Consider the following 25,024-nt stretch of genomic DNA (forward strand, 5'->3'; position numbering starts at 1 on the left):
ACCTGTGCCGAGCGGTGCGGTTGCTGCGGCGGCGTCTTCGGCTGCGGCTGCGGCTGCGGCTGCTACGGCGTTTCGCCAGGGTCCGCCACCCCGGCCCCGGCCTGACAGGCGGGCCCGGGCCTGCCACCCTGGGGCCGTGGCCGACGACGACTGCGCGGCGTGTGACGGTATCGGGCTGACCGACCACATCGAGCACACCGTCGAGACCGACCCGGACGGCAAACAGGCCCCGCGCGAGCGCCGTTGGACGGGACCGTGCAACACCTGCCGGGGCAGCGGCAAGAGCTAGTCGAGGAGCGCCATGCGTGACGTGTACATCTGCCTCGTCTGTGCCACGCACTGCCTGCCGCCGGAGGCCATGCACTACGGGTCGCCCGACCAGCCCGCGAGCAAGGTCCACTGCCCAACGCCCTCGTGCACCGCCCGCGCCCACGACATCGTCCGCGCCACCGGTCTCAGCGAGGACCAGCTCGCCGCGCTCGCGCGCCGCGCCGCAGGACTGGAGGGCGAGCCCCGCACCCGGCGGACGGTACGTCCCGCACGCGGCCGCCGCGCCACCTCCGCACCCCGCACCGCCCGCACCCGGCTCCTGTAAGGCGCCGTAGCGACCGGGCCCCGAATGCGGCACACTGCGCTCGCCCCCCACACGCATCCCAGGGGGTCCCATGCGCACCCGCACCACTGCGGCCTTGCTCGCCGTCGTCACGCTCACAGCCACCGGCTGCTCGTCGTTGATGACCAGCACGCCCGAGCCCCACAGCCGAGTCCCGCGGCCGTCCACACCAGCCAGCCCCAGCAGCCCCCTCGCCCTCGGCGACGCCTGGACCTGGCGCGACACCGAACTCCCCGCCACCGGCACCGCCATCGCCCTCGGCTACGAACAGCCCGTCAAGGCCGGCACCAGTGCCGAGGAGGCGACCGGGGAGGACGGGTACGTGTGGGCCGCGCTGGAGGTGAAGGTCTGCCTCAAGAAGGGCAAGACCATCCACGTGTCGAACATGCCGTGGGCACTCGGCTTCGCCGACGGGGCACGCGAGGACCCGTCGGGCAAGACGTACGGCGACTTCCCGAAGCCGGAGTTCCCCGTCTCGGATGCGCCGGTGAAGCAGGGCGACTGCGTCCGGGGGAAGATCGTGTACGCGCTGCCAGAGGATCAGCGGCCCGAGCGTGCGATGTACGCGGCGGGTGCTGACGAGGGCCCTGGCGAGTGGACCATCCCGAAGCGGTGATCGCCTAGCGTGACGGCCCCGCCCTCAACCCGCCGTCTGGGGGCGGGACTCAGCCGTGCTGCCGGGACGGGCTGCACGGCGCGGACGGATTCCCTAGCCTGGCTCCTTGGCACCTGTTGTTAGTGCTGCTCGGGAGGAGCTGAGGTCAGAAATGGTCCGCAAGGACACTCTGTTGGTCACGACTCGGCAAAGGACCTGAACGGGCGCAGGTCAGGAAGGGTGGTCCCCGCGCGAGCGGGGGTGGCCCCGAAGAGGCGCTGAGGACGCCGGTAGGTGGTGCGTGGTCCCCGCGCGAGCGGGGGTGGCTCGGCAGCTCCCCCGACGACGGTTGATACCGCCCAACAGGGAGCCGCGCCGGTTAGCTCGGGCGGGGCTCAGCCGTGTCGGATTACGTAGTCGGGCGCGGGGGCCCGGGTCGGGTGCAGGCGGGGCAGATCCAGCGGGCGCCCAGGAGACGGACGAGGCGTACGCCTGGGTGCTGATCGCAGGTCAGGTCGGGGTCCGAGGCTCGCGACGTCGGCATGCGGCGCAGATACGGCTCAGCCCAGCGCCGCCCGGACTCATCCCTCTCCATCGTCGTTCTCGTCCTCGTCGCCAGGCTCTGGTTCGCTGATCGTCTCCGCGTCCAACAGCGGGTATCCGTTGACCTGCTGGATTTCGTCATCGCGGCCCATGTGGTGCCTCCCTCGATGGTCCCGCTATGGGGAAGCCTGCCCGCTAGGGCCCGTGATCAGGCAGCGTCCTGCTGCACGCGTGCGCACAGTTCTGCCTACCCTGGCTCCTTGGCACCGTCGCCTGTGCTGTTCGGGAAGGGCTGAAGTCAAGATGGTCCGCAAGGACGCCTTGTTGGTCACGACTCGGCAAAGGGCTTGAAAGAGCGCAGGTCGGAAAGGGTGGTCCCCGCGCGAGCGGGGGTGGTCCAGAGCCCACAGGGTGCCGCCACCGGCTGCCGCGCCCGCCTCCCCTACGCGGCAGCGGTCCGGGATAATGGGGCCATGGCTTCGACGACCTTTCCCGTCCCGCCGCCCGCGGCCGTGGTCCTGCGCGCGCGCTACGCCAGCAGGCTGCCCGCCGCGCTGGACGAGCTGCGCGGCCCCACCGACGGGCGCGTCGACCTTCCCGGACACGTGGCCTGGTCCGGACTGACCTCCTACGACCTGGAACGCCCGCGGGCGCGCATGAGCCTCTACCGCACCGTCCTGGCCGAGGGGCAGCGCGAGGACCTGGTCGACTACCTCAACCGCGACCTGCTCCTGGAGCAGTGGCCCGTCCTGCGGAAGCTGGTCAGCCGCCACCTGCGGCAGGTCTGGGAGGACGCGTTCCCCGCCCTCGCCGACCGGGCGATCGCCGCCACGTGAAGCTGACCGCACTGCACCGTCGGCTCCTGGCCGACGTCATCGGCCCAGATGGAAGCACCTCGCAGCCGCCGACGCCCGCACCGCCCGCCTCGCCGTCCAGGTCCGCCGCCGCGAAGCGCGGGTGAGCGAAGTACTCAGCGACCAGGTCTGGCGAGACCGGAGCGTGGTCCCCGCGCGAGCGGGGTGGTCTGGCGAACGTGCGCTGGAGGTCGATGAGGTGGGCGTGGGTGGTGGGGGCGATGATGTCGCGCATGCCGCGAGCCCACTGCCGTGCTACGGCATAGCGATGAGCTTCAGCAGTTCCTCGGTGTCTGCGAGGTTCGGGAGCGTCGTCTCCGCCCCGGCTTCCCGCAGGTCGTCCATGTTGCTGCGTCCGGTCGCGACCGCGATGATGCGGACGCCGTTCGCGTGCCCCGCCTTCACATCGGCGGGAGTGTCCCCGATCAGCACGGCATCGGCCGGGGGCACCGGGTTTCCTCCCGCGGCGGCTGCCCGCTCCAGGGCGATACGCACGAGTTGAGCGCGCTCGTCGTCGTCCTCTCCGTAGGCGCCGATGGACCAGTCGAGTTGTGAGTCGAGCCCGAAGACGCGCAGCTTGATCTCGGCAGAGCCACGCACGTTGCCCGTCACCACGGTCTGCGCGACCCCGGTGAGGGAGGCGATGCCGCTCAGTGCGGCGGCGGCACCCGGCAGGGCGTGGCCACGTTCGCGGATCTGCGGGGCGTGACGCAGGTGTTCCTGTGCCAGGACGGAGGCGAAGCGCTCGAAGTCGGCCCTGTCTGTGTCGATGCCGTGCAGCGTGGCGGTCTCCCGGAAGATCGTCGCGTCGGTCATGCCGTCCACGGCCGCCTGCTCGCGCATCTGGTACCCGGTGACCTCGCGGAAGGCCCGGCCGAACAACTCCCGTCCCACGCCTCGGGTCGCGACCAGTGTGTGGTCGATGTCCCACAGCACGAGCTGCACCATCAGTCGCCCCTCACTCGTTCGATTCAACCGCCGTCATCGGCGGGACCAGTGCTTCTACTCTGACCGTACGGTCCACCTCGACACCGACGAGGGGAAGGCTGGTATGGGGACGCCCAAACATCACATCGGGACACGCATCCGTCATGCGCGGGAGAGGAACGGCCGCACCCAGACCGCCGTCGCGGGCCTGTGCGGTATCAGCGTCGAGTACCTCTCCCAGATCGAACGCGGCCTGAAGACTCCCTCGGGGATGTGCTCCTCCTCATCGCTCATGAGCTGGGCACGTCGCTCGCCTGCCTCCTCGACGGGGAACTCTCCTTGCCGGGTGTGGATATCATCACCGCGCCCTCAGTCGCGGATGCCCTCATGGGTTCCCCGTCCACCCACGCCTGCCACCCACTATGCCTCCGCGAGAAGGGTGAACGGAGCGCGGTAGACGGCGAAACCCGCGACTGCCTGAGCACCCTCCTCGCACCCCGCCACTGGTGGCACGCCCGCCACACCCGCATCGGCAAGGCCCTGCACCACGAGGGCCGCACCGTCATCCTCACCGCACCCCTCGTCGGCGGGCGCGGGCTCCAACTCACCACCGTGCCGCCCACAGCATGAGCAGACCGGTACCGGCCACCGGCCGGGAGTCGGCCACCGCCGGGAGGGGACGTGGTGGGGTGTCCCCGCAGGACGAGCAAGTCACCGGCCGAAAGCCAAAAACGAGACCTTCACGCCGAGGAGACACCCCACCACGGCACCGACCCCCACCACACACGCGCCCATATCCACGACCCGAGCCAAGAACCACGCGGCGCCAGCCGCACCGCACCGCAACCACACGCCGCGCCGAAGCCACCGACCCGCACCCGAAAAACGGCGCCAAGCCACACGCGCAGCACCCCCGTGACGCGGCACAAAAACCAGCGCGGGACCCTACAGTGCGCACCGCACAGGGCAACCGTCCCGCGCAACACCCCCGGCGAACGGGCGCACCCCGAAACGCCGAACAGCCAAGCGCAGCGCTACGCGCGCGGCGCCACCTTCGTCAGGCCGTTGATGATGCGGTCCATCGCGTCGCCGCCCGTCGGGTCCGTCAGATTCGCGAGCATCTTCAGCGTGAACCGCATCAGCAGCGGATGCGAAAGCCCCCGCTCGGTCGCGAGCTTCATGACCTTCGGGTTGCCGATGAGCTTCACGAAGGCGCGGCCGAGCGTGTAGTAGCCGCCGTACGTCTCCTTGAGCACCTTCGGGTAGGCGCGCAGGGCCAGTTCCCGCTGGGCCGACGTCGCTCGCGCGCTCGCCTGGACGATGGTCTCCGCGGCGATGACACCGGACTCCATCGCGTAGGCGATGCCCTCACCGTTGAAGGGGTTCACCAGCCCGCCCGCGTCGCCGACGAGCAGCAGCCCGCGCGTGTAGTGCGGCTGCCGGTTGAAGGCCATGGGGAGGGCCGCGCCGCGGATCGCGCCCCGCATGTTCTCCGGCGTGTAGCCCCACTCCTCGGGCATGGAAGCGCACCACGCCTTGAGGACCTCGCGCCAGTCGAGGTCCTTGAAGGACGCGGAGGTGTTGAGGACGCCGAGGCCGACGTTGGATGTGCCGTCGCCCATGCCGAAGATCCAGCCATAGCCGGGCAGCAGCCGGTCCTCCTCGCCGCGCCGGTCCCACAGCTCCAGCCAGGACTCCAGATAGTCGTCGTCGTGCCGGGGCGAGGTGAAGTACGTGCGCACCGCGACGCCCATCGGCCGGTCCTCGCGGCGGTGGAGGCCCATCTTCAGCGAGAGCCGCGTCGAGTTGCCGTCGGCCGCGACGACGATCGGGGCGTGGAAGGTGACCGGGGTCTTCTCCTCGCCGAGCTTCGCCTCGACGCCGGTGATGCGGCCCGTACGGTCCAGGATCGGGTCGCCGACGTTGCAGCGCTCGTACAGCCGCGCGCCCGCCTTCTGGGCCTGGCGGGCGAGCTGTTCGTCGAAGTCGTCGCGCTTGCGGACGAGTCCGTAGTCGGGGTAGCTGGCCAGCTCGGGCCAGTCGAGCTGGAGGCGCTGGCCGCCGCCGATGATGCGCAGGCCCTTGTTGCGCAGCCAGCCCGCCTCTTCGGAGATGTCGATGCCCATGGCGACGAGCTGCTTGGTGGCACGCGGGGTGAGGCCGTCGCCGCACACCTTCTCGCGTGGGAAAGCGGTCTTCTCCAGGAGCAGCACATCGAGGCCGCTGCGGGCGAGGTGGTAGGCGGTGGTGGACCCCGCGGGTCCGGCCCCGACGACGATCACATCGGCGGTCCGCTCGGAGGTGACGGTCTCGGCCACGAGAACTCCCGCATCACTAGGCACTGGACGGTTGCAGTGTATGAGGCCCCGGTGACGGGGCCTCGGGGTGCCGCCCCTTCGCCGGAGCGGCCCGGGGCGGCAGGGGAACGCGGGGGAACTACTCCCGTACGCCCCGGTGGAGGGCGACGATGCCGCCCGTGAGGTTGCGCCAGGCCACCTTGGCCCAGCCCGCCTGCTGGAGACGGGCTGCCAGCGCGGGCTGGTCGGGCCAGGTCTGGATGGACTCGGCGAGGTAGACGTACGCGTCGGGGCTGCTGGAGACGGCGCGGGCCACCGGGGGCAGCGCCCGCATCAGGTACTCCTCGTACACCGTGCGGAACGGCCCCCACGTGGGGTGGCTGAACTCGCAGATGACGACCCGGCCGCCCGGAGCCGTCACGCGCCGCATCTCGCGCAGCGCGGCGTCGGTGTCCTGGACGTTGCGCAGCCCGAAGGAGATGGTGACGGCGTCGAAGGAGCCGTCCTTGAAGGGCAGCTTCGTCGCGTCGCCCGCGGTGAAGGGCATCCAGGGGTGCCGCTGCTTGCCCTCGCGGAGCATGCCCTGCGAGAAGTCGCAGGGCACGGTGTAGGCGCCGGCGGCTGCGAAGGGCATCGACGAGGTCGCCGTGCCCGCCGCGAGGTCGAGGACCCGCTCGCCGGGCCTGGCGTCGACGGCCTGGGCGACCGCCTTCCGCCACAGCCGTGCCTGCCCGAGCGAGAGCACGTCGTTGGTGAGGTCGTATTTGGCCGCTACGTCGTCGAACATGGCGGCGACTTCATGCGGCTGCTTGTCCAGGGATGCGCGCGTCACGGGCTCATTGTGTCAAGCCCGCCGGTGGACGAGACGACCGCCCAGCACCGTGGCGAGACAGGCGCCGTCGGGACCGGACACGGCGAAGTCCGCCGGGCCCTCCGGGACGAGGGCGCGGGGGCGCGGCGCGGACAGCGGCGCGGACAGCGGCGCGGACAGCAGGCGGACGGCGGAACGCTCCACAGCCCTGCGTACCGGGGCCCTGGTGAAGTGCCCCGAGAGTGCTGTGGTGCCGGAGGCGAGCAGCCGCTGGAGCCCGCGTCTGGCGCTGGCGCCCCAGCGGGTGTCGGTCATCTCCAGCGCGGCGAGCGCGTCCCCGGTCAAGGGCTCGGTGCCGAGCGCGGCGGCCTCGCGCGGGTCCGGGTGGTACGCCTGCTCCAGCAGCGGTGCCGCGTCGGGTTCGTACCGCCCGGGGTCCAGGACGCCCGCCCACTCGCGGACGCGGGCGCGGTCGCCGTACGCCGCGTAAAGCTCGGTGAAGGGGCCGACGGCGGCCAGCGTGCCGCCCTCGACGACGAGCGCGTGGCCCGCGTCCACCTGACATCCGGCCTCGTCCGTGCGCCGGACGCCCGTTCCGTGGTGCAGTGTCAGCACGGTGCGCCGCCCGTCTCAGGGCTCGGGGCTCAGTTGGCCTCGACGAGGTTCAGCTCGGGGTGGGCCGTGCCGCCCTCGATGGCGGTGGAGGAGAAGTGGGAGACGACGCGGTCGTCCACGGGGTCGTTCGCCGGGTCGTCGTGCACGACCAGGTGCTCGTACGTCGTGGCGCGCTGGGCCGGGACGCGGTCCGCCTTGCGGATGAGGTCCAGCAGCTCCATGCGGTTGGAGCGGTGCTTGGCCCCGGCCGACGAGACGACGTTCTCCTCCAGCATGACCGAGCCGAGGTCGTCGGCGCCGTAGTGCAGGGAGAGCTGGCCGACCTCCTTGCCCGTGGTCAGCCAGGAGCCCTGGATGTGCGCGACGTTGTCGAGGAAGAGCCGCGCGATGGCGATCATGCGCAGGTACTCGAAGAGGGTGGCCTGCGTGCGGCCCTTCAAGGTGTTGTTCTCGGGCTGGTAGGTGTACGGGATGAAGGCGCGGAAGCCGCCCGTACGGTCCTGGACGTCGCGGATCATGCGCAGGTGCTCGATCCGCTCGGCGTTGGTCTCGCCCGTGCCCATCAGCATCGTCGAGGTGGATTCCACGCCGAGGTTGTGCGCCGTCTCCATGATCTCCAGCCAGCGCTCGCCCGACTCCTTGAGCGGCGCGATGGCCTTGCGCGCCCGCGCGGGCAGCAGCTCGGCACCGGCACCGGCGAAGGAGTCAAGACCGGCCGCGTGGATGCGGCGGATGGCCTCCTCGGGCGTGACGCCCGAGATGCGCGCCATGTGCTCGACCTCGGAAGCGCCGAGGGAGTGGATCACGAGCTGCGGGAACGCCTTCTTGATGGCGGAGAAGTGCTCCTCGTAGTACTCCACGCCGTAGTCCGGGTGGTGGCCGCCCTGGAACATGATCTGGGTGCCGCCCAGCTCCACCGTCTCCTCGCAGCGGTGCAGGATGTCGTCCAGGCTGCGGGTCCACACCTTGTCGCTCTTCGGGGAGGCGTAGAAGGCGCAGAACTTGCAGGCCGTGACGCAGGAGTTGGTGTAGTTGATGTTGCGCTCGATGATGTACGTCGCGATGTGCTCCGTACCGGCGTAGCGCTTGCGGCGGACCGCGTCGGCGGCGGAACCGAGGGCGTGCAGGGGCGCCGAGCGGTAGAGGTCCACCGCCTCCTCGGGGGTGATGCGCCCGCCCGCGGCGGCGCGGTCGAGTACGGACTGAAGGTCGGCGTTCTCGGGCACCGGGGCGTCCCTCCGAAGCTGGCTCGTGGATGTACCAGGACCCGACCAGCGTACGCCAGGGCTCCGACACCGTACGGGGCGGACCTGCGGGGACGTGCGGGGCCCGTGCGGGTGAGTGCGGTCAGGGCTGGTCCCGGGTGAGGTCGGCGGTGGGATTGCCGCCTCCCTCGTCGTTCGAGGCGTAACGCAGCTCACCGTCACCCGTCCTGGTGAGGGTGGCGGTGGAGACGTTCTCCGTGCAGAGCTTCACACCGAGCACCTCGGGCGGCTTGCCGACGCCCCTCTCGCGCATGGTCAGCTTCTTGTCGGTGACCTTGGTGAGCGTGCCGGCCCCCTTGCACTGCTTGTTCCCCGGGAGCGTCACCACTGTCCGTACGGCCTCGTCGCCCACGCGCCCCTCACTGATGCGCACGGTGAGCATGCCGTTGGACATGTTCTTGTCGGTACGGACCTCGCCCTTCCAGGTGCCGAGGAAGTCCTTCGCGACGGTGCCGTCGGCGCCGCCGCCCGCGTCACCCGCGTCGCTTCCGTCGCCCGGCTTCTGACTGGCCGTGGGCGGCTGGCCCGCGCTGTCGGAGGCGCCGCCCGAGCCGGGCAGGAGGCGGAAGAAGTACGCGCCGATCGTCACGACCGCCAGCACGCAGGCGACCGACAGCACGACGGTGCAGCTCACCCGCCGCTTGCCGCTTCCCGCGCTCGCGGTGAGCGAGGCGCCGGTGGCGGGCGTCCCGGCGGGCGCCTCGGAGGGCGCCTCTGTGGGCGGCGGCCCGAAGGCACCCTGGGGGTGAGGGGTACGGGGGTCGGGCGGCGCGGGTGCCGGTGACGGTTCCTGGGTGGCCCCGGGGCCCTGCGACGGGGTCGTGAACGGCACCGGTCCCGACCCGTCCGCGACGGGCTCGTCGGGGACCTGCGGCGCGCCCGGCTCCCGGTCCGGTTCCAGCTCCAGCAGCTCGACGGCGCTCCTGCTCACTCGCTCCACCACGGGACCGGGCAGCCATCCCGTCCCCACCAGCGCGGACGCGCCGCCCTCCGCTCCGCCCGACAGCCGGTCCGCGATCTCCTCCGGCCCCGGGCGGTCCCCCGCCTCCTTGGCCAGACAGGCGGCGATCAGCTCGCGCAGCTCACCCGCGAGGCCGTCCAGCTCGGGTTCCTCGTGCACGACCTTGTAGAGCAGCGCCGCCGAGCTGTCCCCGGGGAAGGGGGTCACGCCCGTCGCCGCGTACGCGAGCACGGCGCCCAGCGAGAACACGTCGGAGGCCCCGGTCACACCCTTGCCGAGCACCTGCTCGGGCGACATGTAACCCGGTGAGCCGATCGAGACGCCTGAGGAGGTGAGGGAGGCGGTGCCGTCGGTGGCGCGGGCGATGCCGAAATCGATCAGCCGGGGGCCGTCGAGCGCGAGCAGCACATTGGACGGCTTCACGTCCCGGTGCACCAGGCCGAGCCCGTGCACATGGCGCAGCGCCTCGGCGAGACCGGCGCCCACCGCCCGTACGGCAGTCTCCGGCAGCGGGCCGTGCTCCTCGACGGCCTGCTGGAGCGGCGGGCCCGCGACGTAGCCCGTCGCGACCCAGGGGACGCGCGCGTCCGGGTCCGCGTCCAGGACCGGCGCCGTCCAGTCGCCGCCGACGCGGCGCGCCGAGGCGACCTCGCGGCGGAAGCGCTCGCGGAACAGCCGGTCCTGCGAGAAGTGCGGGTGCACGACCTTGACCGCGACCGTACGGCCGCTCGCGCTGCGGCCCAGATACACGTGCCCCATGCCACCGGACCCGAGGCTCCGCAGCAGGCGGAACTCCCCGATCGCGCGCGGATCGTCGGGCCCCAGCGGACGCATACCGTGCTCCCCCACCCTCTGGACTGTGGCCCACCAGCTTATTCGGCGGGCGGGAAGGGACGCGGGCCGTCACCTCCGTCAGCGGAGGAGTTCCACCTTCACGTCCGGGGCGAAGCCGCTGGAGTCGCCCACGCGGCGGGCGAACTCGGTGACGCCCTCCAGTTGACGCTCCGAGAAGCGGAAGTCGAGCGTCGTGAAGTAGCGCTCCAGCACCGGCGGCTCGAAGACCTCGTAGCGCGCTGCGTGCTCGGCGACCTTGCCGATCTCCTGGAGGGAGAGGTCCCGCGAGGAGAGGAACGCCTTGTGCACCTCGTGCACGGTCTCCGGCTCGCGCGCCAGATAGTCCTTGCGCGCGGCCCACACGGCGAAGACGAACGGGAGGCCCGTCCACTCCTTCCACAGCTCGCCCAGGTCGTAGACGTGGAGGCTGTCCTCCGGCAGGTTGCGCAGATACGCGCGCAGCCCGACGTCCCCGATCACCACGGCCGCGTCGGCCTCGGCCATCATCCGGTCGAGGTCGGGCGCGCACGTGTAGTAGTCCGGGGCCACCCCGAACCGCTCCGCGAGGAGAAGCTGGGCGAGCCGTACGGAGGTGCGCGAGGTGGAGCCCAGGGCGACGCGGGCGCCGTCCAGCTCCTCAAGCGGAACGCGGGAAACGATCTCGCACGACATCACGTGGCCGTCGCAGCCCACAGCGATATCTGGCAGTGCGACGAGATCGTCCGCATTCTTGAGGAATTCCAGCAGGGTGATCGGGCCGATATCGAGATCGCCGTTCACCAACTGTTCGCTCAGTTTTTCAGGGGTGTCCCGGGTCAGCTCCAGATCGAGGAGGGTGCCGGTGTGGACGAGGCCCCAGTAGAGCGGCAGGCAGTTCAGGAACTGGATGTGCCCGACGCGGGGGCGGGATCTCGGATGCGCAGTCACACTCCGGAGGGTACGCCTGGAGCCTGTCCGTACCGGGCCGAGGGGGGCGTGGCCCCTGCGCACGACGGGATCGAGCGGGGATCTTGGACTCTTCCGCGCTGCCGGGACCCCATGCTAGGCTCGCCGCAAGTTGCAGTTTGGTTTCCCTTGCAGTACAGAGCCTGCGGAGCATGTGACCGCGGGCTCTCGTCGTTTTCAGACTTCTTAGCGGGGTTCTGGGAGCAGGGCGACCCTTATAGGCCCAGGGAGGGCTTATGGCTACCGGAACCGTCAAGTGGTTCAACGCCGAGAAGGGCTTTGGTTTCATCGCCCAGGACGGCGGCGGTCCCGATGTCTTCGTCCACTACTCCGCGATCAACGCGTCTGGTTTCCGCTCCCTGGAGGAGAACCAGGTCGTGTCGTTCGACGTCACCCAGGGCCCCAAGGGCCCGCAGGCTGAGAACGTCACCGCGCAGTGACTCGATAGCACCACCCAAGGAGCCCCCGCCAATGGCGGGGGCTCCTGCCTTTCCCTTCGCGGGTTGCGCCATGAAACACAGGGTTGCCCCTTCACCGGTCCGCGCCGCTTCCCGGGGTGCGGGGTGAAGCCTTCACGGGGTGCCTGTTTCTCGTGGGGGTGCGCCTGCTGTGGGTGCCCCTTGGGGGGTTCGTTCGCGTGTTGCGGGCCGGTGGCACGGGTTGTGCCCACCCGTCCCGCCAGCGGGACGATTGCCCACAACATTTTTGTGCCGCCGCACGGGGCGCTGGGCTGGGCTGGGCGCCGTTTCCAAGTGCGGGCCGGTGGCTACGGCGCGGCCTATGGACCGGTACGACGCGGCTGGCGCCGCGTGTTTCTGGGTTTCGGCCGTGGATATGGGGCCCGTGTGTGGTGGGGGTCGGTGCCGTGCCGGGGTGTCTCCTCGGGCGGCGACAAGTGCGGGTCGGCTTTTCGGCTGCCTGTACAGTCGCCACCACTTGCGGGGACACCCCACCACGTCCCCTCCCACCCGGTGGCCAACCTCCGGCCCGCTCCCACCGTTGTGGGCAAGCGTCCCGCTCGGCGAGGGGGCACCTCCCAGCGGTAGCTGGGGGAGGGTGGGCACAACCCACCCACCGGCCCGCAGCACGCGTACGCACCCCCAGGGGGCGCCGGGGGATGGCGCCCCACGGGTGAGGGCACGGGGTGGGCGTCAGCCGACCGGAACCGGATAGCGGGCCACCGGCGGGACGGGGACGGGGTGGGGTGTCCCCGCAGGTCGAGAAAGTCACCGGCCGAGAGGCGACGACGAGACCTTCACGCCGAGGAGACACCCCACCCCGGCACCGGACACCCCCCACCCACGCACCCACAACCACGGTCGAAACCCGGAATCACGCGGCGCAAGCCGCAAAGCACCGCACCACACGCCGCGCCGAAGCCACACACCCGCACCCGAACACGGCGCCCAGCCCAGCGCAGCGCACCGTGCGACGGCACAAAAATCGGCGCGGGACCCTACGGTGCCCACCTGAGAGGCCAGCCGTCCCGCGCAACCACCCCGTGAAGCGGGAACCCCCCGTTTCCTTCCGCCCCCCGCGAAGGGGACCCGTCCCGCGCAACACCCCCGTGAAGCGGCCTTACGAAGCCCGAGGGGTCTCGTAAGACGTGATCGCCGCGACCTTGGACGCGGACGGGGACGTGGTGTCGAAGCGCTGGGACAGCCATTCGTCCACGAGGGTGCGGGCGAGTTCGAGGCCGATCACGCGTTGGCCGAAGCACAGGACCTGTGCGTCGTTGCTGAGCACCGACCGTCGCACGGAGTAGCTGTCGTGCGCGGTCACGGCGCGCACGCCGGGCACCTTGTTCGCGCTGATCGCGACCCCCAGCCCCGTACCGCAGATCAGCAGCGCCCGGTCCGCCTCGCCCTCGGCGACGCGACGTGCCGCCTCGACGGCGACATGGGGGTACGCGGTGTGCTCGTCGGTGCCGACGCCGACGTCGGTGACCTCGGCCACGCGCGGGTCGTCCTTGAGGTCCCGCTTCAGGGCCTCCTTGTAGTCGAGGCCCGCGTCGTCGCAGCCGACGACTATCCGGAACGGGCGGTCCGGGGTGGTCTCGGTGGTGCCGGTGGCCATGGTGGTTCTCCTCCAGGGGGCTCGGGAGTCAGGGGGCGCCGCCGCACAGTGCGGCACAGGGCACAGGGGTAGGGATCAGGCCCGAGCGGCCACAGCGACAAGCACCGTCGCCAGGGACACGGCCCCCGGGTCGGGCGTGCCGATGCTGCGTTCCGCGAGGGGGCGGGCGCGGCCGAGGCGCGGGCGCAGGGAAGCCGTCGCGTCGGCCGCCTCGTGGGCCGTCCGGGCGGCGGCGGTGAAGGCGTCGGCCGCGCCCGTACCGTCGCCGAGCTGCTGGGTGAACGCGGTCACAAAGGGCTGGAGCGCGTCGACGAGGGTCTTGTCGCCGACCTCGGCCTTGCCGAGCGCGGTGACGGCGCGGAGCGCGCTCTCCGCCGCCGCTGCCAGTTCCTTGGGTTCGGGCGCGCGGTCCGCGGGGAGCCCGGCGCCGAGGGCCCGCAGCCCTGCGCCCCACAGGGCTCCCGAGGTGCCGCCCGCCTCGGCGGCCCACGCGTCGCCCGCCGCCGCCAGCAGCGCGGCGGGTGCCGCGCGTTCCGACTCGGCGCGCTCGGCCGCCGCGAGTGCCGCGTCGACGCCCTTGCACATGCCGCGCCCGTGGTCGCCGTCCCCGGCGATGGCGTCGAGGCGGCCCAGGGCTTCTTCTTGTTCGTGCAGCACGGTGTGCGCGGTGCGCAGTGCCCGTACGGCGAAGGCGGAGGTGTCCGCTCCGGCGCCCTCCGCCACGGCGGGCGCGGGAGTCGCCGCGGACGTACGGGCCCGGGGGGACCTTGTCCGTACGTCCGCGGCGGGCCTGGTGGGAGTGGCGAGGGCGCCCCTGCGGTAGGCGGGGGTGTCGGCGGGCGCGAGCCACAGCCGCTCCAGCTCGTCGTCGAGCCAGGTGAGGGTGAGGGAGCAGCCCGCCATGTCGAGGCTGGTGACGAGTTCGCCGACCTCGGGCCGTACCGCTTCGAGCCCCGCCTCGGCCAGCAGCCTGGAGACGGTGGCCCACACGACGTACAGCTCCTCGTACTTCGTGGAGCCGAGGCCGTTGAGGAGGACGGCGACGCGGCCGTTCTCCGCGCCGGAGTCGGCGGGGCGTTCCGCGAGGAGTCCTTCGACCAGGGTGCGGGCGAGGTCGTCCGCCGTGGTCAGTTCGCTCTCGCTGACGCCGGGTTCGCCGTGGATGCCGAGCCCGAGGCCGAGCTTGCCCTCGGGGACGGTGAACAGGGGCTCGTCCTGTCCTGGGAGGGTGCAGCCCGCGAAGGCGACGCCGAGGGTGCGGGTGCGGGCGTTGGTGTGTTCGGCGACGCGGACGACCTCGTCCAGGGAGGCGCCCTCCTCCGCTGCGGCGGAGGCGGTTTTGAAGACGACGAAGTCGCCCGCGATGCCGCGCCGCTTGGTGGTGTCCTCCGCGGGGGCGCTGGCTATGTCGTCGGTGACGGCGAAGCAGCGGGCCGGTATGCCCTCGTCGGTGAGGCGCTGCGCCGCGAGGCCGAAGTTCATGACGTCCCCGGCGTAGTTGCCGAAGAGGAAGAGGACGCCGCCGCCCGTCTCGGCCTCGGTGGCGACCGAGTGGGCCTGCGCCGCCGAGGGGGAGGTGAAGATGTTGCCGATGACGGAGCCGTCGGCGAAGCCGGGTCCGACGACGCCGCAGAACGCGGGGTAGTGGCCTGAGCCGCCGCCCGTGAGGACGGCGACCTTGCCCTCGTGGGGGCGTTCGGCGCGGACGACGCCGCCGGGGACGGCCCGCACGTGCTCGGGGTGGGCGGCGGCGAAGCCGGTGACCATGTCGTCGGCGAAGCGTGAGGGGTCGTTGAAGAGCCTGGTCATGTCGTGCTCCATGCCTCGCGGGCCGTGGTGAGGGTGCGCAGGTAGGCGGCGTAGCCGTCCGCGTAGAAGGCCGTGGCCTCCGGGTCGGCGGTCACGGTGCGGCGGTGCGCGCGCCAGGCTTCGGCGTCGACGGGGGTGCCGAGCGCGTCCCAGGCGACCTGGGCCGCGCCCCGGATGCCGACGGCGTCGTCGGTGACGTGCAGATCGGTGCCGAGGACCCCGGCGAAGATCCGCGCCCACTCGCCCGAGCGGGCACCGCCGCCGCATGCGGTGACGGCGCGCGAGACGCCGAGGGTCTCCATGCAGTGCCGCGCCGAGTAGGCGACGGACTCGCACAGTGCCCGCACCAGGTCGGCGCGGCCCGTCGTCGGGGAGAGCCCGTCGAGGCGGCCACGGGCGCGGGCGTCCACGAAGGGTGCGCGTTCGCCGCTCGCGGAGAGGAAGGGCAGCGCGGTGACGCCGCCCGCGCCGTACGGGGACTGGGCGAGCAGCGCGTCCAGTTCCTGGATGCGCACGCCCAGCAGCTTCAGCAGCCAGTCGAGGCCGGCCGTGCCGATCATGGCGGGCATGACGCGCAGATAGCGGCCCTCGTACGGGGTGGCCAGCAGCATCCCGGCCGGGTCGTCGCTGACCTGGGGCGCCGGGTCGTCGGTGAGGACCTGGCTGGCCAGGGTGGTGCCGATGATGAGGTTGCCCTCGCCGACCTCGGCGAGCCCGGAGCCGAAGCCGCAGGCGGGGATGTCGAACGGGCCAGCCGAGACGGGGAGCCCGGCGGGCAGGCCCAGTTCGGCGGCGACCTCGGGCAGCAGGGTGTGCAGGGTGCCGGGCGGCGCGGGCTCGGCGAGCAGGCGGCGGTGCGGGGCGAGGCCGCACAGGTCCAGCGCCTGGTCGTCGTAGGTGCGCGAGCCGACGTTCAGGAAGGGCTGGCTGGCGTCGGAGGCGTCCACCGTGATCTCGCCGGTGAAGCGCTGCACGATGGCGTCGACGCAGTAGCCCGCCACGGCCGCTTCCGCCAGCCGCTCCGGCTCGTGCTTGGCGAGGTGCGCGAGCAGGGGCGCGGCCGAGCCGGGGAACATTCCGGCTCCGGTGCGCTGGTGGACGCGCTGGGCGACGCCGTCGGCGGTCCAGCCGTCCAGGATGTCGGCGGCGCGCCCGTCCATCCAGGAGAGCGCGCGCCCGACGCCGCGCCCTTCCGCGTCGCGCAGCCACAGCCCGTCGCCCTGCCCGGTGATGGCCAGGGCCTCGACGGGCTCGTCGGCGCCGAGTCCTTCCGCGTCGGCGACGGCGGCCCGTACGACGGTGACGACCGTGCCCAGCACCTCTTCCAGGTCCTGTTCGACGCGCTGTCCCGGCAGCGTGTAGACGGTGCTGCGGGCCTCGTGCGCCGGGGTGGTCCGGCCGTCGCGCGTGATGAGCTGGGCCTTGGTGACCGAGGTGCCGACGTCCACCCCGACGATCATGAGCCCGTACCTCCGGCGAGCGCCTCGGGGTTGGCGAGGTGGCGCAGCGGCTCGCCGCGCAGGAAGCGGGCCGCCTCGCCCGCGCTGATGAGCGCGGCGCGCTCGGCGGTCTGCCGGGTGGCGCCCGCGAGGTGCGGGGTGGTGATCACGTTGGGGGCGCTGTGCAGGGGCCAGTCGGCGGGCGGGGGCTCGATGTCGTAGACGTCGAGGGCCAGCGCGCCGAGGCGGCCTGACTCCAGGAGCGCGGGCAGCGGCGCGTAGTCGAGGAGGCCGCCGCGCGCGGAGTTGACGAGGACGGCGCCCTCGGGCAGCAGCTTGAGGTTGTCGGCGTTGAGCAGGTGCCGGGTCTCGGGCGTGAGCCGCGCGTGCAGGCTGACGACGGAGCTGGCGCGCAGCAGCTCGTCGAGCGTGACGAGTTCGACGCCGTCGGCCGCGGCCTTCGCCGGGTCGGTGTACGGGTCGGAGACGAGGACGCGCGCGCCGAAGGCGTTCAGCACGCGGGCGACGATGGCACCGATGGCGCCGTAGCCGACGAGGCCGACGGTGGAGCCCTCGATCTCGCTGCCCGCGTTCTCGTACGCGTAGTAGTCGCCGCGCCAGACGCCGCGCTTGAGGTCGGCGTCGGAGACGGTGATGCGGCGCATGGCGTCGAGCATCAGGCCGATGGCGAACTCGGCGGCGGCTGCGGCGTTGCGCCCCGGGGTGAAGGAGACGGGGATGCCGGCGGCGGTGGCGGCCGCCAGATCGACGTTGACGGGGCCGCCCCGGCAGACGCCGATCATGCGCAGCTTCGGGGCCGCCTCGATGACCTTGGCGGTGAAGGGCGCCATCTGCGTGAGCGCGATCTCGGCGTCGCCGAGCGCCTCGATGACCTGCTCCTCGGTGCCGCTGGCCTCCTGGACGCCGCCGACGGGCCCGAAGGGCTCGACGGGCCATCCGGTGCGCATCGTGCGGAAGTCGAAGGCGGTGCCGGGGGCGGCCTCGCGCAGCGCGTCGGCGAACAGTTCGGGGGCGACGAAGTCGTCACCGGAGACGAGGACCGTGGTCATGCCCGGTCACCTTCCTTCAGCTGACCGATGAGGTAACGGCGTACGGAGTCGTGGTCTGAGGCGGCGAAGGAGGCCCCTGCCAGGGCGTCCTCGGCCGGCGGGTACTGGGGGTTGGGGATGGCGACGACGGTCATCCCGGCGGCGGCAGCGGCGCGCAGCCCGTTGCTGGAGTCCTCGACGCCCAGGCAGCGCGCTGCGGGGACGCCGAGCTTGTCGGCGGCGGCGAGGTAGACGTCAGGGCTGGGCTTGCCGCGCGGGACCTCGGCGCTGGAGACGGTGGCCTTGAAGTGGTGGTCGATGCCGTGGTGCACGAGCACCGCGTCGATCACCCGGCGGGGCGCGGAGGAGGCCAGCGCGATGGGGGCGCGGGCCGCGGTCTCGGTGACCATCTCGCGGGCGCCTTCGAGGAGGTCGATCCGCCCGCCCTCCAGGGCGGCGATCATGCCGTCGACGACGGTGCGCTCGGTGTCCTCCGGGCTGTCGCCGCCGCCGGCGAACTCCGTGAGGAAGGCGGCCCATTCGGGGGCGCTCATGCCCTGGCAGCTCTTGGTCTGCTCAGGGCCCCACTGTGCGCCACGCGCCGCGGCGAACGCCGTCCACAGCTCTTCCCAGAGGTGCTCGCTCTCGACGAGCACTCCGTCCATGTCAAACACCACTGCTTCGGCCACGGCCGGTACTCCTTAACGTCGCGGTTTCAGCAAATTAACACTGTGACTGTTAGTTGTCACTAGGTGATTGGTAGGGCTAACCCCCTCCCGGTGATAGTTCGTGCCGGACACACAGGGCAGGATGGTGCGTATGACCGCCCAGGGAGCGCGCGCCACGCGCCAGAAACGACAGCAGATGATCATTGACCATGTGCTGGCACACGGGGACGCCAGCGTGGCCGAACTCACGGAGATGACCGGCGTCAGCCTCATGACCGTGCACCGCGACATCGCGGAGCTGGCCGACCGGGGCATTCTGCGCAAGTACCACGGCGGCGTCTCGGCCCAGCCGTCCACCGTCTTCGAGTCCAGCTCCGACTTCCGGCTGCACGCGCACCCCGGCGAGAAGGACGCGCTGGCACACGAGGCGCTCTCGTTCGTCTCCCCCGGCATGTCCCTGATGCTCGACGACTCGACGACGGCGCTGGCCCTCGCCAAGCTGCTGCCGCGGGTCGGGCCCATGACCGTGGTCACCAACTACCGCCTGATCACCGAGGAGCTGCGCGCCGCGGACGACATCAGGCTGATCTGCATCGGCGGCGAGTACAGCCGTACGCACGACTCCTGGATCGGCCTCCCCGCACTGGAGATGATCAACAGCTTCTCGGTGGACCTGGCCGTGGTCTCCACCTCAGCGATGACCGCGACGATGACCTACCACCAGGAGCAGGAGATGGTCACGATCAAGCGCGCGATGCGCGAGGCGGGGGCCGTCAGCGTGCTGCTGATGGACCACAGCAAGGTGGGGCGCAACGCGCTGCACCGGCTGGAGGGCGTGGAGTCCTTTGACCACGTGGTGCTGACGGGGCCCGTCGAGGACGACCTGGTGAGCGGCATGCGGAAGCTGACGGACGTCCGGGTCGTGGCCGGGGAGTGACGGGCCCCGAGGGGAGGGAAGGAGAGAGGAGGGTTAACAGAAAGCGCGGTTATTTTTAACAGAGGCCTTGATATTTCTCCCACTGAGGCTGAGGATCTGCGGTTGTCACAACGTGTACCTCAGAACGTGTACCTCAGAGTGGAGGCCGCAATGCCGGGACGTGCTGCGGATGCACCCGCGAAGGCGGGTGCCGGACCGGGAGCGGGGGCCGGAGGGCTGCTGGACCGGATAGGGCTGCCGAAACCCCTGCTGTTCGGCTACATCGGCGTCCTGCTGTTCATGATCGGCGACGGCGTCGAGAGCGGCTTCATCGCGCCGTACATGGCCGACCACGGCGCCGGTACGGACGTCCGCGCCGGCTACGTCATCACCGCCTACGGCATCGCCGTGATGCTGGCCTCGTGGTTCTCGGGCGCGCTCGCGCAGGTGTGGGGACCACGAAAGGTGATGTGGGTCGGCCTTGTCATCTGGGCCGTGTTCGACGTGCTCTACCTCGTCGTCGCGCTCGGCGCCGAGAACTACCCGATGATGCTGGTCCTCTACGGCATCCGCGGCTTCGGCTACCCGCTCTTCGCCTTCGGCTTCCTCGTCTGGATCACCGACACGGCGCCCACCGCGCGCCTGGGCACGGCCGTCGGCTGGTTCTACTTCGCCTTCACCGGCGGCCTGCCCACCCTCGGCTCGCTCTGGTCCAGCCTGACCATCCCGGCCTTCGGCGAGATGGGCACACTGTGGTCCGCGCTGGGCCTGATCCTGATCGGCGGCGCGTTCTCGCTGGTCGGGGCGCGCAAGCGGGCCGGCGGCGACCGGCTGGCCCCGCCCGAGGTGACCACGGGGCAGAGCCTGTTCAACAGCGTCTCCATCGTCTGGACCCATCCGCGCGTCCTGGTCGGCTGCCTGGTGCGCGTCATCAACACCGCGCCCGAGTTCGGGATGCTCGTCTATCTGCCGCGGATCTTCTCCGACGACGTGGGCTTCGGCACCGACAAGTGGCTCCAGCTCCTGGCGATCATCTACGGCACCAACATCTTCTTCAACCTCATCTTCGGCGCCCTCTCCGACAAGATCGGCTGGCGCACGACGATCGCCACGTTCGGCGCCCTCGGCTGCGCGATCAGTGTGACGGTCCTCTACTTCGTGCCCACCTGGCTGGGCCCGGACTACTACTGGGTCGCGGTCCTCGCGGGCATGCTCTACGGCGCCACTCTGGCGGGCTTCGTGCCCATCTCGGCGCTGATCCCGTCCATGGCACCCGAGAACAAGGGCGGCTCCATGGCGCTGCTCAACCTCGGCGCGGGCGGCGCGACGTTCGTCGGCCCGGCCATCGCGAGCCTCTTCTTCCCGCTGGTGGGCGCGGGCGGCGTCACCCTGATCTTCATGGGCCTGTACCTGCTGGCGCTGGTGCTGACGCTGTTCCTGAAGCTGCCGGGAGAGGGGAAGGGCAAGCCGTCGGGGGACGGTTCCCCCGCGAAGACGGTGGCTCCGGCAGGGGGCGGCGCGGAGGCCGCGGCTCCGGCGGGAGCGCCGTAGCAGGGGCACTGTGAGAACGCGTCCGGCTCTGTGATCTGTGAGCGGACACCAGATGGGCGGGCCGACCGGTTGCGGAACCGGTCGGCCCGCCTTTTGGTGCGGGGCGCCAAGGAAGGGGAACCGGGCCGAGCGGTTCGGTCGCTGGTGAGGGGGCCTGGCCGTGTACGACGGGGGGCGTTCACGGCCAGGCAACAGGGGTTCCAGCGCCCGGGCGCTCGGCCCGGCACCCTCTTCTACGCGCTGTGGCGTTCCCCCGTTCAACTCGTCAGCGACGAGGTATGTAGAGAGACCTCCGCGAGGGGCCGGGGGTTGTACGGAGGGGCCCGCTCCATCTGTCGGTGTGCTGCGGTCGCCTCGATACTGACTTTCGCATCAGTCAGGATCTCATCACCGGCCGGTTGAACCCTTGAATACAGGGGAAAGCGGGCCGTCCCCTTGGGCTCATCACGGTGGCGGGATTGCGTTTATCTCAATGCGTGCTTACGGTGGCAGCCATGCAGCAACAGCCCGGAAGCCGTGTCGCCGACTCAGGCGGCGATGTGGCCGAGCGTGTGCGGCAGGTGATCGCGAAGGCTGGGTGCAGCCAGCGGGAGTTCGCGCGGCGGATCGTCATGGACCCGTCGAAGCTCTCCCGCTCGCTGGGCGGCAGCCGACGGTTCACCGCAGCCGAGCTGGCCCGTATCGCCGACGCGGGCAGCGTCGACGCGGGCTGGCTGCTCGGCTCCGGGTCCGGGTCCACGCCCGACTCCGGACACGGCTCCGGGTCCGGTGCGGGCGCCTCCCCCGAGCACGCGCCCGTGCCGGACGCGTCGGACGCACCGGGCACGCCCGTGCCGCGCGTACGGCGCACGGCGGCTCCCGGTGGCGGGCGCCCGCTCCAGATCGTGCGCGAGACGGTACGGCTGATCGCCGAGCACGGCTTCCACGCCGTGCGCGTCTCGGACATCGCCGAGGCGTGCGAGACCAGCACCGCCGCCATCCACTACCACTTCCCCGGCCGCGCCGAACTCCTCGAAGCCGCCGTGCGCTGGTGCATGGACGAGGACACGGCGCGCCGTGCCGCGCGCATCGCCGAGGCGGGCAGCGCGGCCGACGAGATGCGGCAGCTCATCGAGTTGCAGACCCCGCACACCGCGCAGCAGCGCCGCCAGTGGCTCGTGTGGCTCGATCTGTGGGCCGAGGCGGCGCGTTCGACGTCGATCGGGCAGCTTCACGTCGAGTACTACCGGCAGTGGCGCACGACGGTCGCCGACGTGATCCGGCGCGGCGTCGCACAGGGCGTCTTCCGCGACGTCGACCCGGAGTTCAGCGCCCTGCGCCTCACCTCGCTGATCGACGGGCTCGCCGCGCAGGTGCTCGCCGCCGCACCGTCGCACGCCGGAGCCCCGGACTCCGCAGGCTCCCCGGGCTCCCCCGGCACCAGCCCCGAGGACATGCGCACCGCGCTGCTCGCGTACGTCGAAACCGAACTGTCCGCGTAGACCACCGCTCACCCCTACAGATCCCGTTCCGTACGGAGGAATCGCCATGCCCATGAACGACTCGGTCATCATCACCGCCGCCCTCACCGGCGCCGGTGACACCGTCGGCCGCAGCCCCCACGTCCCCGTGACCCCGGAGCAGATAGCCGCCTCGGCCGTGGAGGCGGCGAACGCCGGTGCCGCCGTGGTCCACATCCACGTCCGCGACCCCGAGACGGGCGCGCCCGCGCGGGACCCGAGGCTGTACGCGGAGACCGTCGCGCGCATCAAGGAGACCGGCACCGACGTCGTCATCAACCTCACCGCAGGCATGGGCGGCGACCTCGTGCTCGACCCGGACCAGCCGCTGGAGAAGGGCGCGCTGGACGGCACGGACCTCGTCGGCGGCCTGGACCGGCTCCCGCACGTCGAGGAGCTGCTGCCCGACATCTGCACCCTGGACTGCGGCTCGCTGAACTTCGGCGACCAGCTCTACATCTCCACCACCGAGATGCTCCGCAAGGGCGCCCGTCGCATCCAGGAGCTGGGCGTACGGCCCGAGCTGGAGATCTTCGACACCGGGCAGCTCTGGTTCGCCAAGCAGCTCCTCGACGAGGGCCTGCTGGACGACCCGACCGTCTTCCAGCTCTGCTGCGGCATCCCGTGGGGCGCCCCGGCCGACCCCGGCGTGCTCCAGGCGATGGTCAACATGCTGCCGCCCGGCGCGCAGTGGGCCAGCTTCGCGCTGGGCCGGATGCAGATGCCGTGGGTCGCGCAGTCCATCCTGCTCGGCGGCAACGCGCGCGTCGGCCTGGAGGACAACCTGTACCTCAGCAAGGGCGTCAAGGCCACGAACGGCCAGTTGGTGGAGCGTGCCGTGCAGATCACCGAGTCGCTCGGCGCGAAGGTCGCCACGCCGGACGAGGCACGCGAGCGCATGGGCCTCCGCAAGCGCTGACCTCCGCGCACCGCCCCCGCTCGGCCTGCCCCGAATCACGCCCCCACAGTGAGGACCCCTCCCCATGAGCACCCCCACCGCCCCTGACCCCACCCCCGCTCCCACCCCCACCGCATCCGCTCCCGTGCCCGTCGCGCCCGAGGATGTGCGCCGCGTCGCCTGCGTCGGCGCGGGCGTCATCGGCGGCGGCTGGGTCGCGCACTTCCTGGCCCGCGGCTACGACGTCACCGCCTGGGACCCCGCGCCCGACGCCGAGGAGAAGCTGCACCGCCTGGTCGAGGCCGCCTGGCCCGCGCTGGAACAGCTCGGCCTCGCCGAAGGCGCCTCGCCCGAGCGGCTGAACGTCACGCCGACGCTCGAAGAGGCCGTCGCCGACGCACAGTTCGTGCAGGAGAGCGCCCCCGAGAAGCTGGAACTGAAGCGGGACCTGCTGGCCCAGCTCGACGCGGCCACCCCGGCCGGGGTCGTCATCTCCTCCTCGACGTCCGGCTATCCGATGACGGACATGCAGACCGAGGCGGCCGACCCGGGGCGGCTGCTCGTCGGCCATCCGTTCAACCCGCCTTATCTGATCCCGCTGGTCGAGGTCGTCGGCGGCGAGAAGACGGACCCGGCGGCCGTCACGTGGGCGTCCCGCTTCTTCGAGGTCGCGGGCAAGTCGGTCATCACCATGGACCGCGAACTGCCCGGCTTCATCGCCAACCGCCTCCAGGAGGCCCTGTGGCGCGAGGCCCTGCACATGGTCGCCAACGGCGAGGCCACGGTGAAGGAGATCGACGACTCCATCACCGAGGGCCCCGGACTGCGCTGGGCGTTCATGGGCCCCTGCCTGACGTTCGCCCTCGCGGGCGGCGAAGGCGGCATGGGACATATGCTCGATCACTTCGGCCCGTCGCTGAAGTCGCCGTGGACGCGGCTCGAAGCGCCGGAGCTGGACGCGACGCTGCGTTCGGCGATGGTCGAGGGCTGCGACGAGGCGGCGGACGGGCGCACCATCGCGCAGCTCGTCGCCCAGCGGGACCAGGGCGTCATCGACGTGCTGCGTGCGACCGGCCGACTGCCCCAGCAGGCGAACGGAGACACCAAATGACCGATCTCACCGACAAGACCGAAAACGGCACCGGTACGGCGGACGACGAAGGCGTCGGGACGACGGCCTCCGCGACGCTGACCGGCCCGATCCCGCTCTTCCGCACGACCGTGCGCCCCGAGTGGATCGACTACAACGGGCACATGAGCGAGGCGTTCTACGTCCTCGTCTTCGGGCACGCCACCGACGCGATGATGATCGAGACCGGGCTCGGCCCGCGCTACCGCGAGCAGACAGGGCGCTCCCTCTACACCGTCGAGGCACACGTGCGGTATCTCCGCGAGGTGGCGGAGGGCGCCGAACTCACCCTGCGCACCCGGGTGCTCGGCGCCGGTGCCAAGAAGGTCCGCTTCGCGCACGAGATGTTCGTCGGCGAGGCCGGTGACGGCGCGGAGCCGGTGGCCACGACGGAGTTGCTCGGCATCCATGTCGATCAGCAGGCGGGGCGTGCCGTGGCGCTGCCCGACGAGGTGCGCGAGCGCTACGCCTCCCTCGTCGAGGACCCGCCCTCCTGGGCAGGCCGCGCGATCGCCCTCTGAAACGCAGGCTCGCCCCTTCACCGGTCCGCACCCCTTCACGGGGTGCGCGGTGAAGCCCACACGGGGTGCGCGTCTCTCGTAGGGGTGCGCCTACTGCGGGTGCCCCTTTGGGGGTTCGTTCGCGTGGTGCGGGCCGGTGGCACGGGTTGTGCCCACCCTCCCCCAGCTACCGCTGGGAGGTGCCCCCTCGCCAGCGGGACGATTGCCCA

26 protein-coding genes are annotated in these 25,024 nt (G+C 71.6%); 14 read left to right on the forward strand and 12 right to left on the reverse strand.

Translation table 11 applies throughout. The annotated features are described in order from the left end of the window. Positions 1-136 precede the first annotated feature (136 nt). The 5 genes from ACYVOO_RS37170 (at position 137) to ACYVOO_RS37190 (ending at position 2,712) form a co-directional block, all read left to right on the forward strand. Positions 137-289, forward strand: a complete 153-nt coding sequence (locus ACYVOO_RS37170) for a hypothetical protein (protein ID WP_461020152.1) — start codon at positions 137-139, stop codon at positions 287-289. A 12-nt stretch (positions 290-301) separates the two neighbouring features. Beyond that, entirely contained in the window at positions 302-595 is a 294-nt protein-coding gene (locus ACYVOO_RS37175; RefSeq protein WP_461020153.1) for a hypothetical protein, read from the forward strand. A 70-nt stretch (positions 596-665) separates the two neighbouring features. After that, positions 666-1,229 (forward strand): hypothetical protein, encoded by a 564-nt coding sequence (locus tag ACYVOO_RS37180; RefSeq protein ID WP_461020154.1) that lies wholly within the window; start codon positions 666-668, stop codon positions 1,227-1,229. Positions 1,230-2,224: 995 nt separating this feature from the next. Beyond that, positions 2,225-2,587 carry a hypothetical protein gene (locus ACYVOO_RS37185; protein WP_461020155.1) on the forward strand — a complete coding sequence of 121 codons (363 nt, stop codon included), beginning with the start codon at positions 2,225-2,227 and terminating at the stop codon, positions 2,585-2,587. Beyond that, entirely contained in the window at positions 2,584-2,712 is a 129-nt protein-coding gene (locus ACYVOO_RS37190; protein WP_461020156.1) for a hypothetical protein, read from the forward strand. The genes ACYVOO_RS37185 and ACYVOO_RS37190 overlap by 4 nt, the downstream gene beginning before the upstream one ends. A gap of 148 nt (positions 2,713-2,860) precedes the next feature. Here the strand turns inward: ACYVOO_RS37190 and ACYVOO_RS37195 are convergent, their stop codons facing one another. Continuing rightward, the gene (locus tag ACYVOO_RS37195; protein ID WP_461020157.1) at positions 2,861-3,553 is read right to left on the reverse strand and encodes an HAD family hydrolase; all 693 of its coding nucleotides are present in this window, start codon (positions 3,551-3,553) and stop codon (positions 2,861-2,863) included. Positions 3,554-3,656: 103 nt separating this feature from the next. Between ACYVOO_RS37195 and ACYVOO_RS37200 the strand changes: the two genes are divergently transcribed. Both ACYVOO_RS37200 and ACYVOO_RS37205 read left to right on the forward strand, forming a co-directional pair. Beyond that, positions 3,657-3,989: a helix-turn-helix domain-containing protein gene (locus ACYVOO_RS37200; RefSeq protein WP_461020158.1), complete on the forward strand. Its 333-nt coding sequence runs from the start codon at positions 3,657-3,659 to the stop codon at positions 3,987-3,989. Further along, the gene (locus ACYVOO_RS37205; protein WP_461020176.1) at positions 3,920-4,162 is read left to right on the forward strand and encodes a hypothetical protein; all 243 of its coding nucleotides are present in this window, start codon (positions 3,920-3,922) and stop codon (positions 4,160-4,162) included. The genes ACYVOO_RS37200 and ACYVOO_RS37205 overlap by 70 nt, the downstream gene beginning before the upstream one ends. Positions 4,163-4,566: 404 nt before the next feature. Here ACYVOO_RS37205 and ACYVOO_RS37210 read toward each other — a convergent pair whose 3' ends face one another. The 6 genes from ACYVOO_RS37210 to ACYVOO_RS37235 form a co-directional block, all read right to left on the reverse strand. Next, positions 4,567-5,850 carry a geranylgeranyl reductase family protein gene (locus tag ACYVOO_RS37210; protein WP_461020159.1) on the reverse strand — a complete coding sequence of 428 codons (1,284 nt, stop codon included), beginning with the start codon at positions 5,848-5,850 and terminating at the stop codon, positions 4,567-4,569. Between the two features lie 118 nt (positions 5,851-5,968). Next, positions 5,969-6,661 (reverse strand): demethylmenaquinone methyltransferase, encoded by a 693-nt coding sequence (locus tag ACYVOO_RS37215; protein WP_453346879.1) that lies wholly within the window; start codon positions 6,659-6,661, stop codon positions 5,969-5,971. Positions 6,662-6,673: 12 nt separating this feature from the next. Next, positions 6,674-7,255: a hypothetical protein gene (locus ACYVOO_RS37220; protein WP_461020160.1), complete on the reverse strand. Its 582-nt coding sequence runs from the start codon at positions 7,253-7,255 to the stop codon at positions 6,674-6,676. Positions 7,256-7,284: 29 nt separating this feature from the next. After that, entirely contained in the window at positions 7,285-8,481 is a 1,197-nt protein-coding gene (mqnC, locus tag ACYVOO_RS37225; RefSeq protein WP_461020161.1) for a cyclic dehypoxanthinyl futalosine synthase, read from the reverse strand. Between the two features lie 121 nt (positions 8,482-8,602). Beyond that, positions 8,603-10,315: a serine/threonine-protein kinase gene (locus ACYVOO_RS37230; RefSeq protein WP_461020162.1), complete on the reverse strand. Its 1,713-nt coding sequence runs from the start codon at positions 10,313-10,315 to the stop codon at positions 8,603-8,605. Between the two features lie 78 nt (positions 10,316-10,393). Continuing rightward, positions 10,394-11,242: a menaquinone biosynthetic enzyme MqnA/MqnD family protein gene (locus tag ACYVOO_RS37235; RefSeq protein WP_461020163.1), complete on the reverse strand. Its 849-nt coding sequence runs from the start codon at positions 11,240-11,242 to the stop codon at positions 10,394-10,396. Between the two features lie 254 nt (positions 11,243-11,496). On the opposite strand from ACYVOO_RS37235, the gene ACYVOO_RS37240 reads away from it, so the two are divergent. After that, on the forward strand, positions 11,497-11,700 hold the full coding sequence (locus tag ACYVOO_RS37240; RefSeq protein ID WP_453346883.1) for a cold-shock protein: 204 nt from the start codon (positions 11,497-11,499) through the stop codon (positions 11,698-11,700). A gap of 1,138 nt (positions 11,701-12,838) precedes the next feature. Here the strand turns inward: ACYVOO_RS37240 and ACYVOO_RS37245 are convergent. From ACYVOO_RS37245 to ACYVOO_RS37265, 5 genes are all read right to left on the reverse strand, one after another. Next, positions 12,839-13,336, reverse strand: coding sequence for a ribose-5-phosphate isomerase (locus ACYVOO_RS37245; protein ID WP_461020164.1), 498 nt, complete (start codon positions 13,334-13,336; stop codon positions 12,839-12,841). A gap of 75 nt (positions 13,337-13,411) precedes the next feature. After that, on the reverse strand, positions 13,412-15,145 hold the full coding sequence (locus ACYVOO_RS37250; RefSeq protein ID WP_461020165.1) for a dihydroxyacetone kinase family protein: 1,734 nt from the start codon (positions 15,143-15,145) through the stop codon (positions 13,412-13,414). Then, on the reverse strand, positions 15,142-16,605 hold the full coding sequence (locus tag ACYVOO_RS37255; protein ID WP_461020166.1) for an FGGY family carbohydrate kinase: 1,464 nt from the start codon (positions 16,603-16,605) through the stop codon (positions 15,142-15,144). Before ACYVOO_RS37255 ends, ACYVOO_RS37250 begins: the two co-directional genes overlap by 4 nt. Further along, positions 16,602-17,654 (reverse strand): 2-hydroxyacid dehydrogenase, encoded by a 1,053-nt coding sequence (locus ACYVOO_RS37260; RefSeq protein WP_453346887.1) that lies wholly within the window; start codon positions 17,652-17,654, stop codon positions 16,602-16,604. Before ACYVOO_RS37260 ends, ACYVOO_RS37255 begins: the two co-directional genes overlap by 4 nt. Beyond that, positions 17,651-18,322 (reverse strand): HAD family hydrolase, encoded by a 672-nt coding sequence (locus ACYVOO_RS37265; protein WP_461020167.1) that lies wholly within the window; start codon positions 18,320-18,322, stop codon positions 17,651-17,653. Before ACYVOO_RS37265 ends, ACYVOO_RS37260 begins: the two co-directional genes overlap by 4 nt. A 130-nt stretch (positions 18,323-18,452) precedes the next feature. Here ACYVOO_RS37265 and ACYVOO_RS37270 point away from each other — a divergent pair, with 130 nt between their 5' ends. From ACYVOO_RS37270 to ACYVOO_RS37295, 6 genes are all read left to right on the forward strand, one after another. Then, positions 18,453-19,238, forward strand: a complete 786-nt coding sequence (locus ACYVOO_RS37270; RefSeq protein WP_461020168.1) for a DeoR/GlpR family DNA-binding transcription regulator — start codon at positions 18,453-18,455, stop codon at positions 19,236-19,238. Positions 19,239-19,388: 150 nt separating this feature from the next. Next, the gene (locus ACYVOO_RS37275; RefSeq protein WP_461020169.1) at positions 19,389-20,768 is read left to right on the forward strand and encodes an MFS transporter; all 1,380 of its coding nucleotides are present in this window, start codon (positions 19,389-19,391) and stop codon (positions 20,766-20,768) included. A 494-nt stretch (positions 20,769-21,262) separates the two neighbouring features. After that, positions 21,263-22,249, forward strand: coding sequence for a TetR family transcriptional regulator C-terminal domain-containing protein (locus tag ACYVOO_RS37280; RefSeq protein ID WP_461020170.1), 987 nt, complete (start codon positions 21,263-21,265; stop codon positions 22,247-22,249). 46 nt (positions 22,250-22,295) lie between these two features. Next, complete coding sequence (locus ACYVOO_RS37285) at positions 22,296-23,186, forward strand: beta-keto acid cleavage family enzyme (protein ID WP_461020171.1); 891 nt, start codon at positions 22,296-22,298, stop codon at positions 23,184-23,186. Positions 23,187-23,250: 64 nt separating this feature from the next. Then, positions 23,251-24,276 (forward strand): 3-hydroxyacyl-CoA dehydrogenase NAD-binding domain-containing protein, encoded by a 1,026-nt coding sequence (locus tag ACYVOO_RS37290; protein WP_461020172.1) that lies wholly within the window; start codon positions 23,251-23,253, stop codon positions 24,274-24,276. 77 nt (positions 24,277-24,353) lie between these two features. Further along, positions 24,354-24,815: a thioesterase family protein gene (locus ACYVOO_RS37295; RefSeq protein ID WP_461020175.1), complete on the forward strand. Its 462-nt coding sequence runs from the start codon at positions 24,354-24,356 to the stop codon at positions 24,813-24,815. Positions 24,816-25,024: the final 209 nt, after the last annotated feature.

The sequence above is a fragment of the Streptomyces daliensis genome (assembly GCF_054782395.1).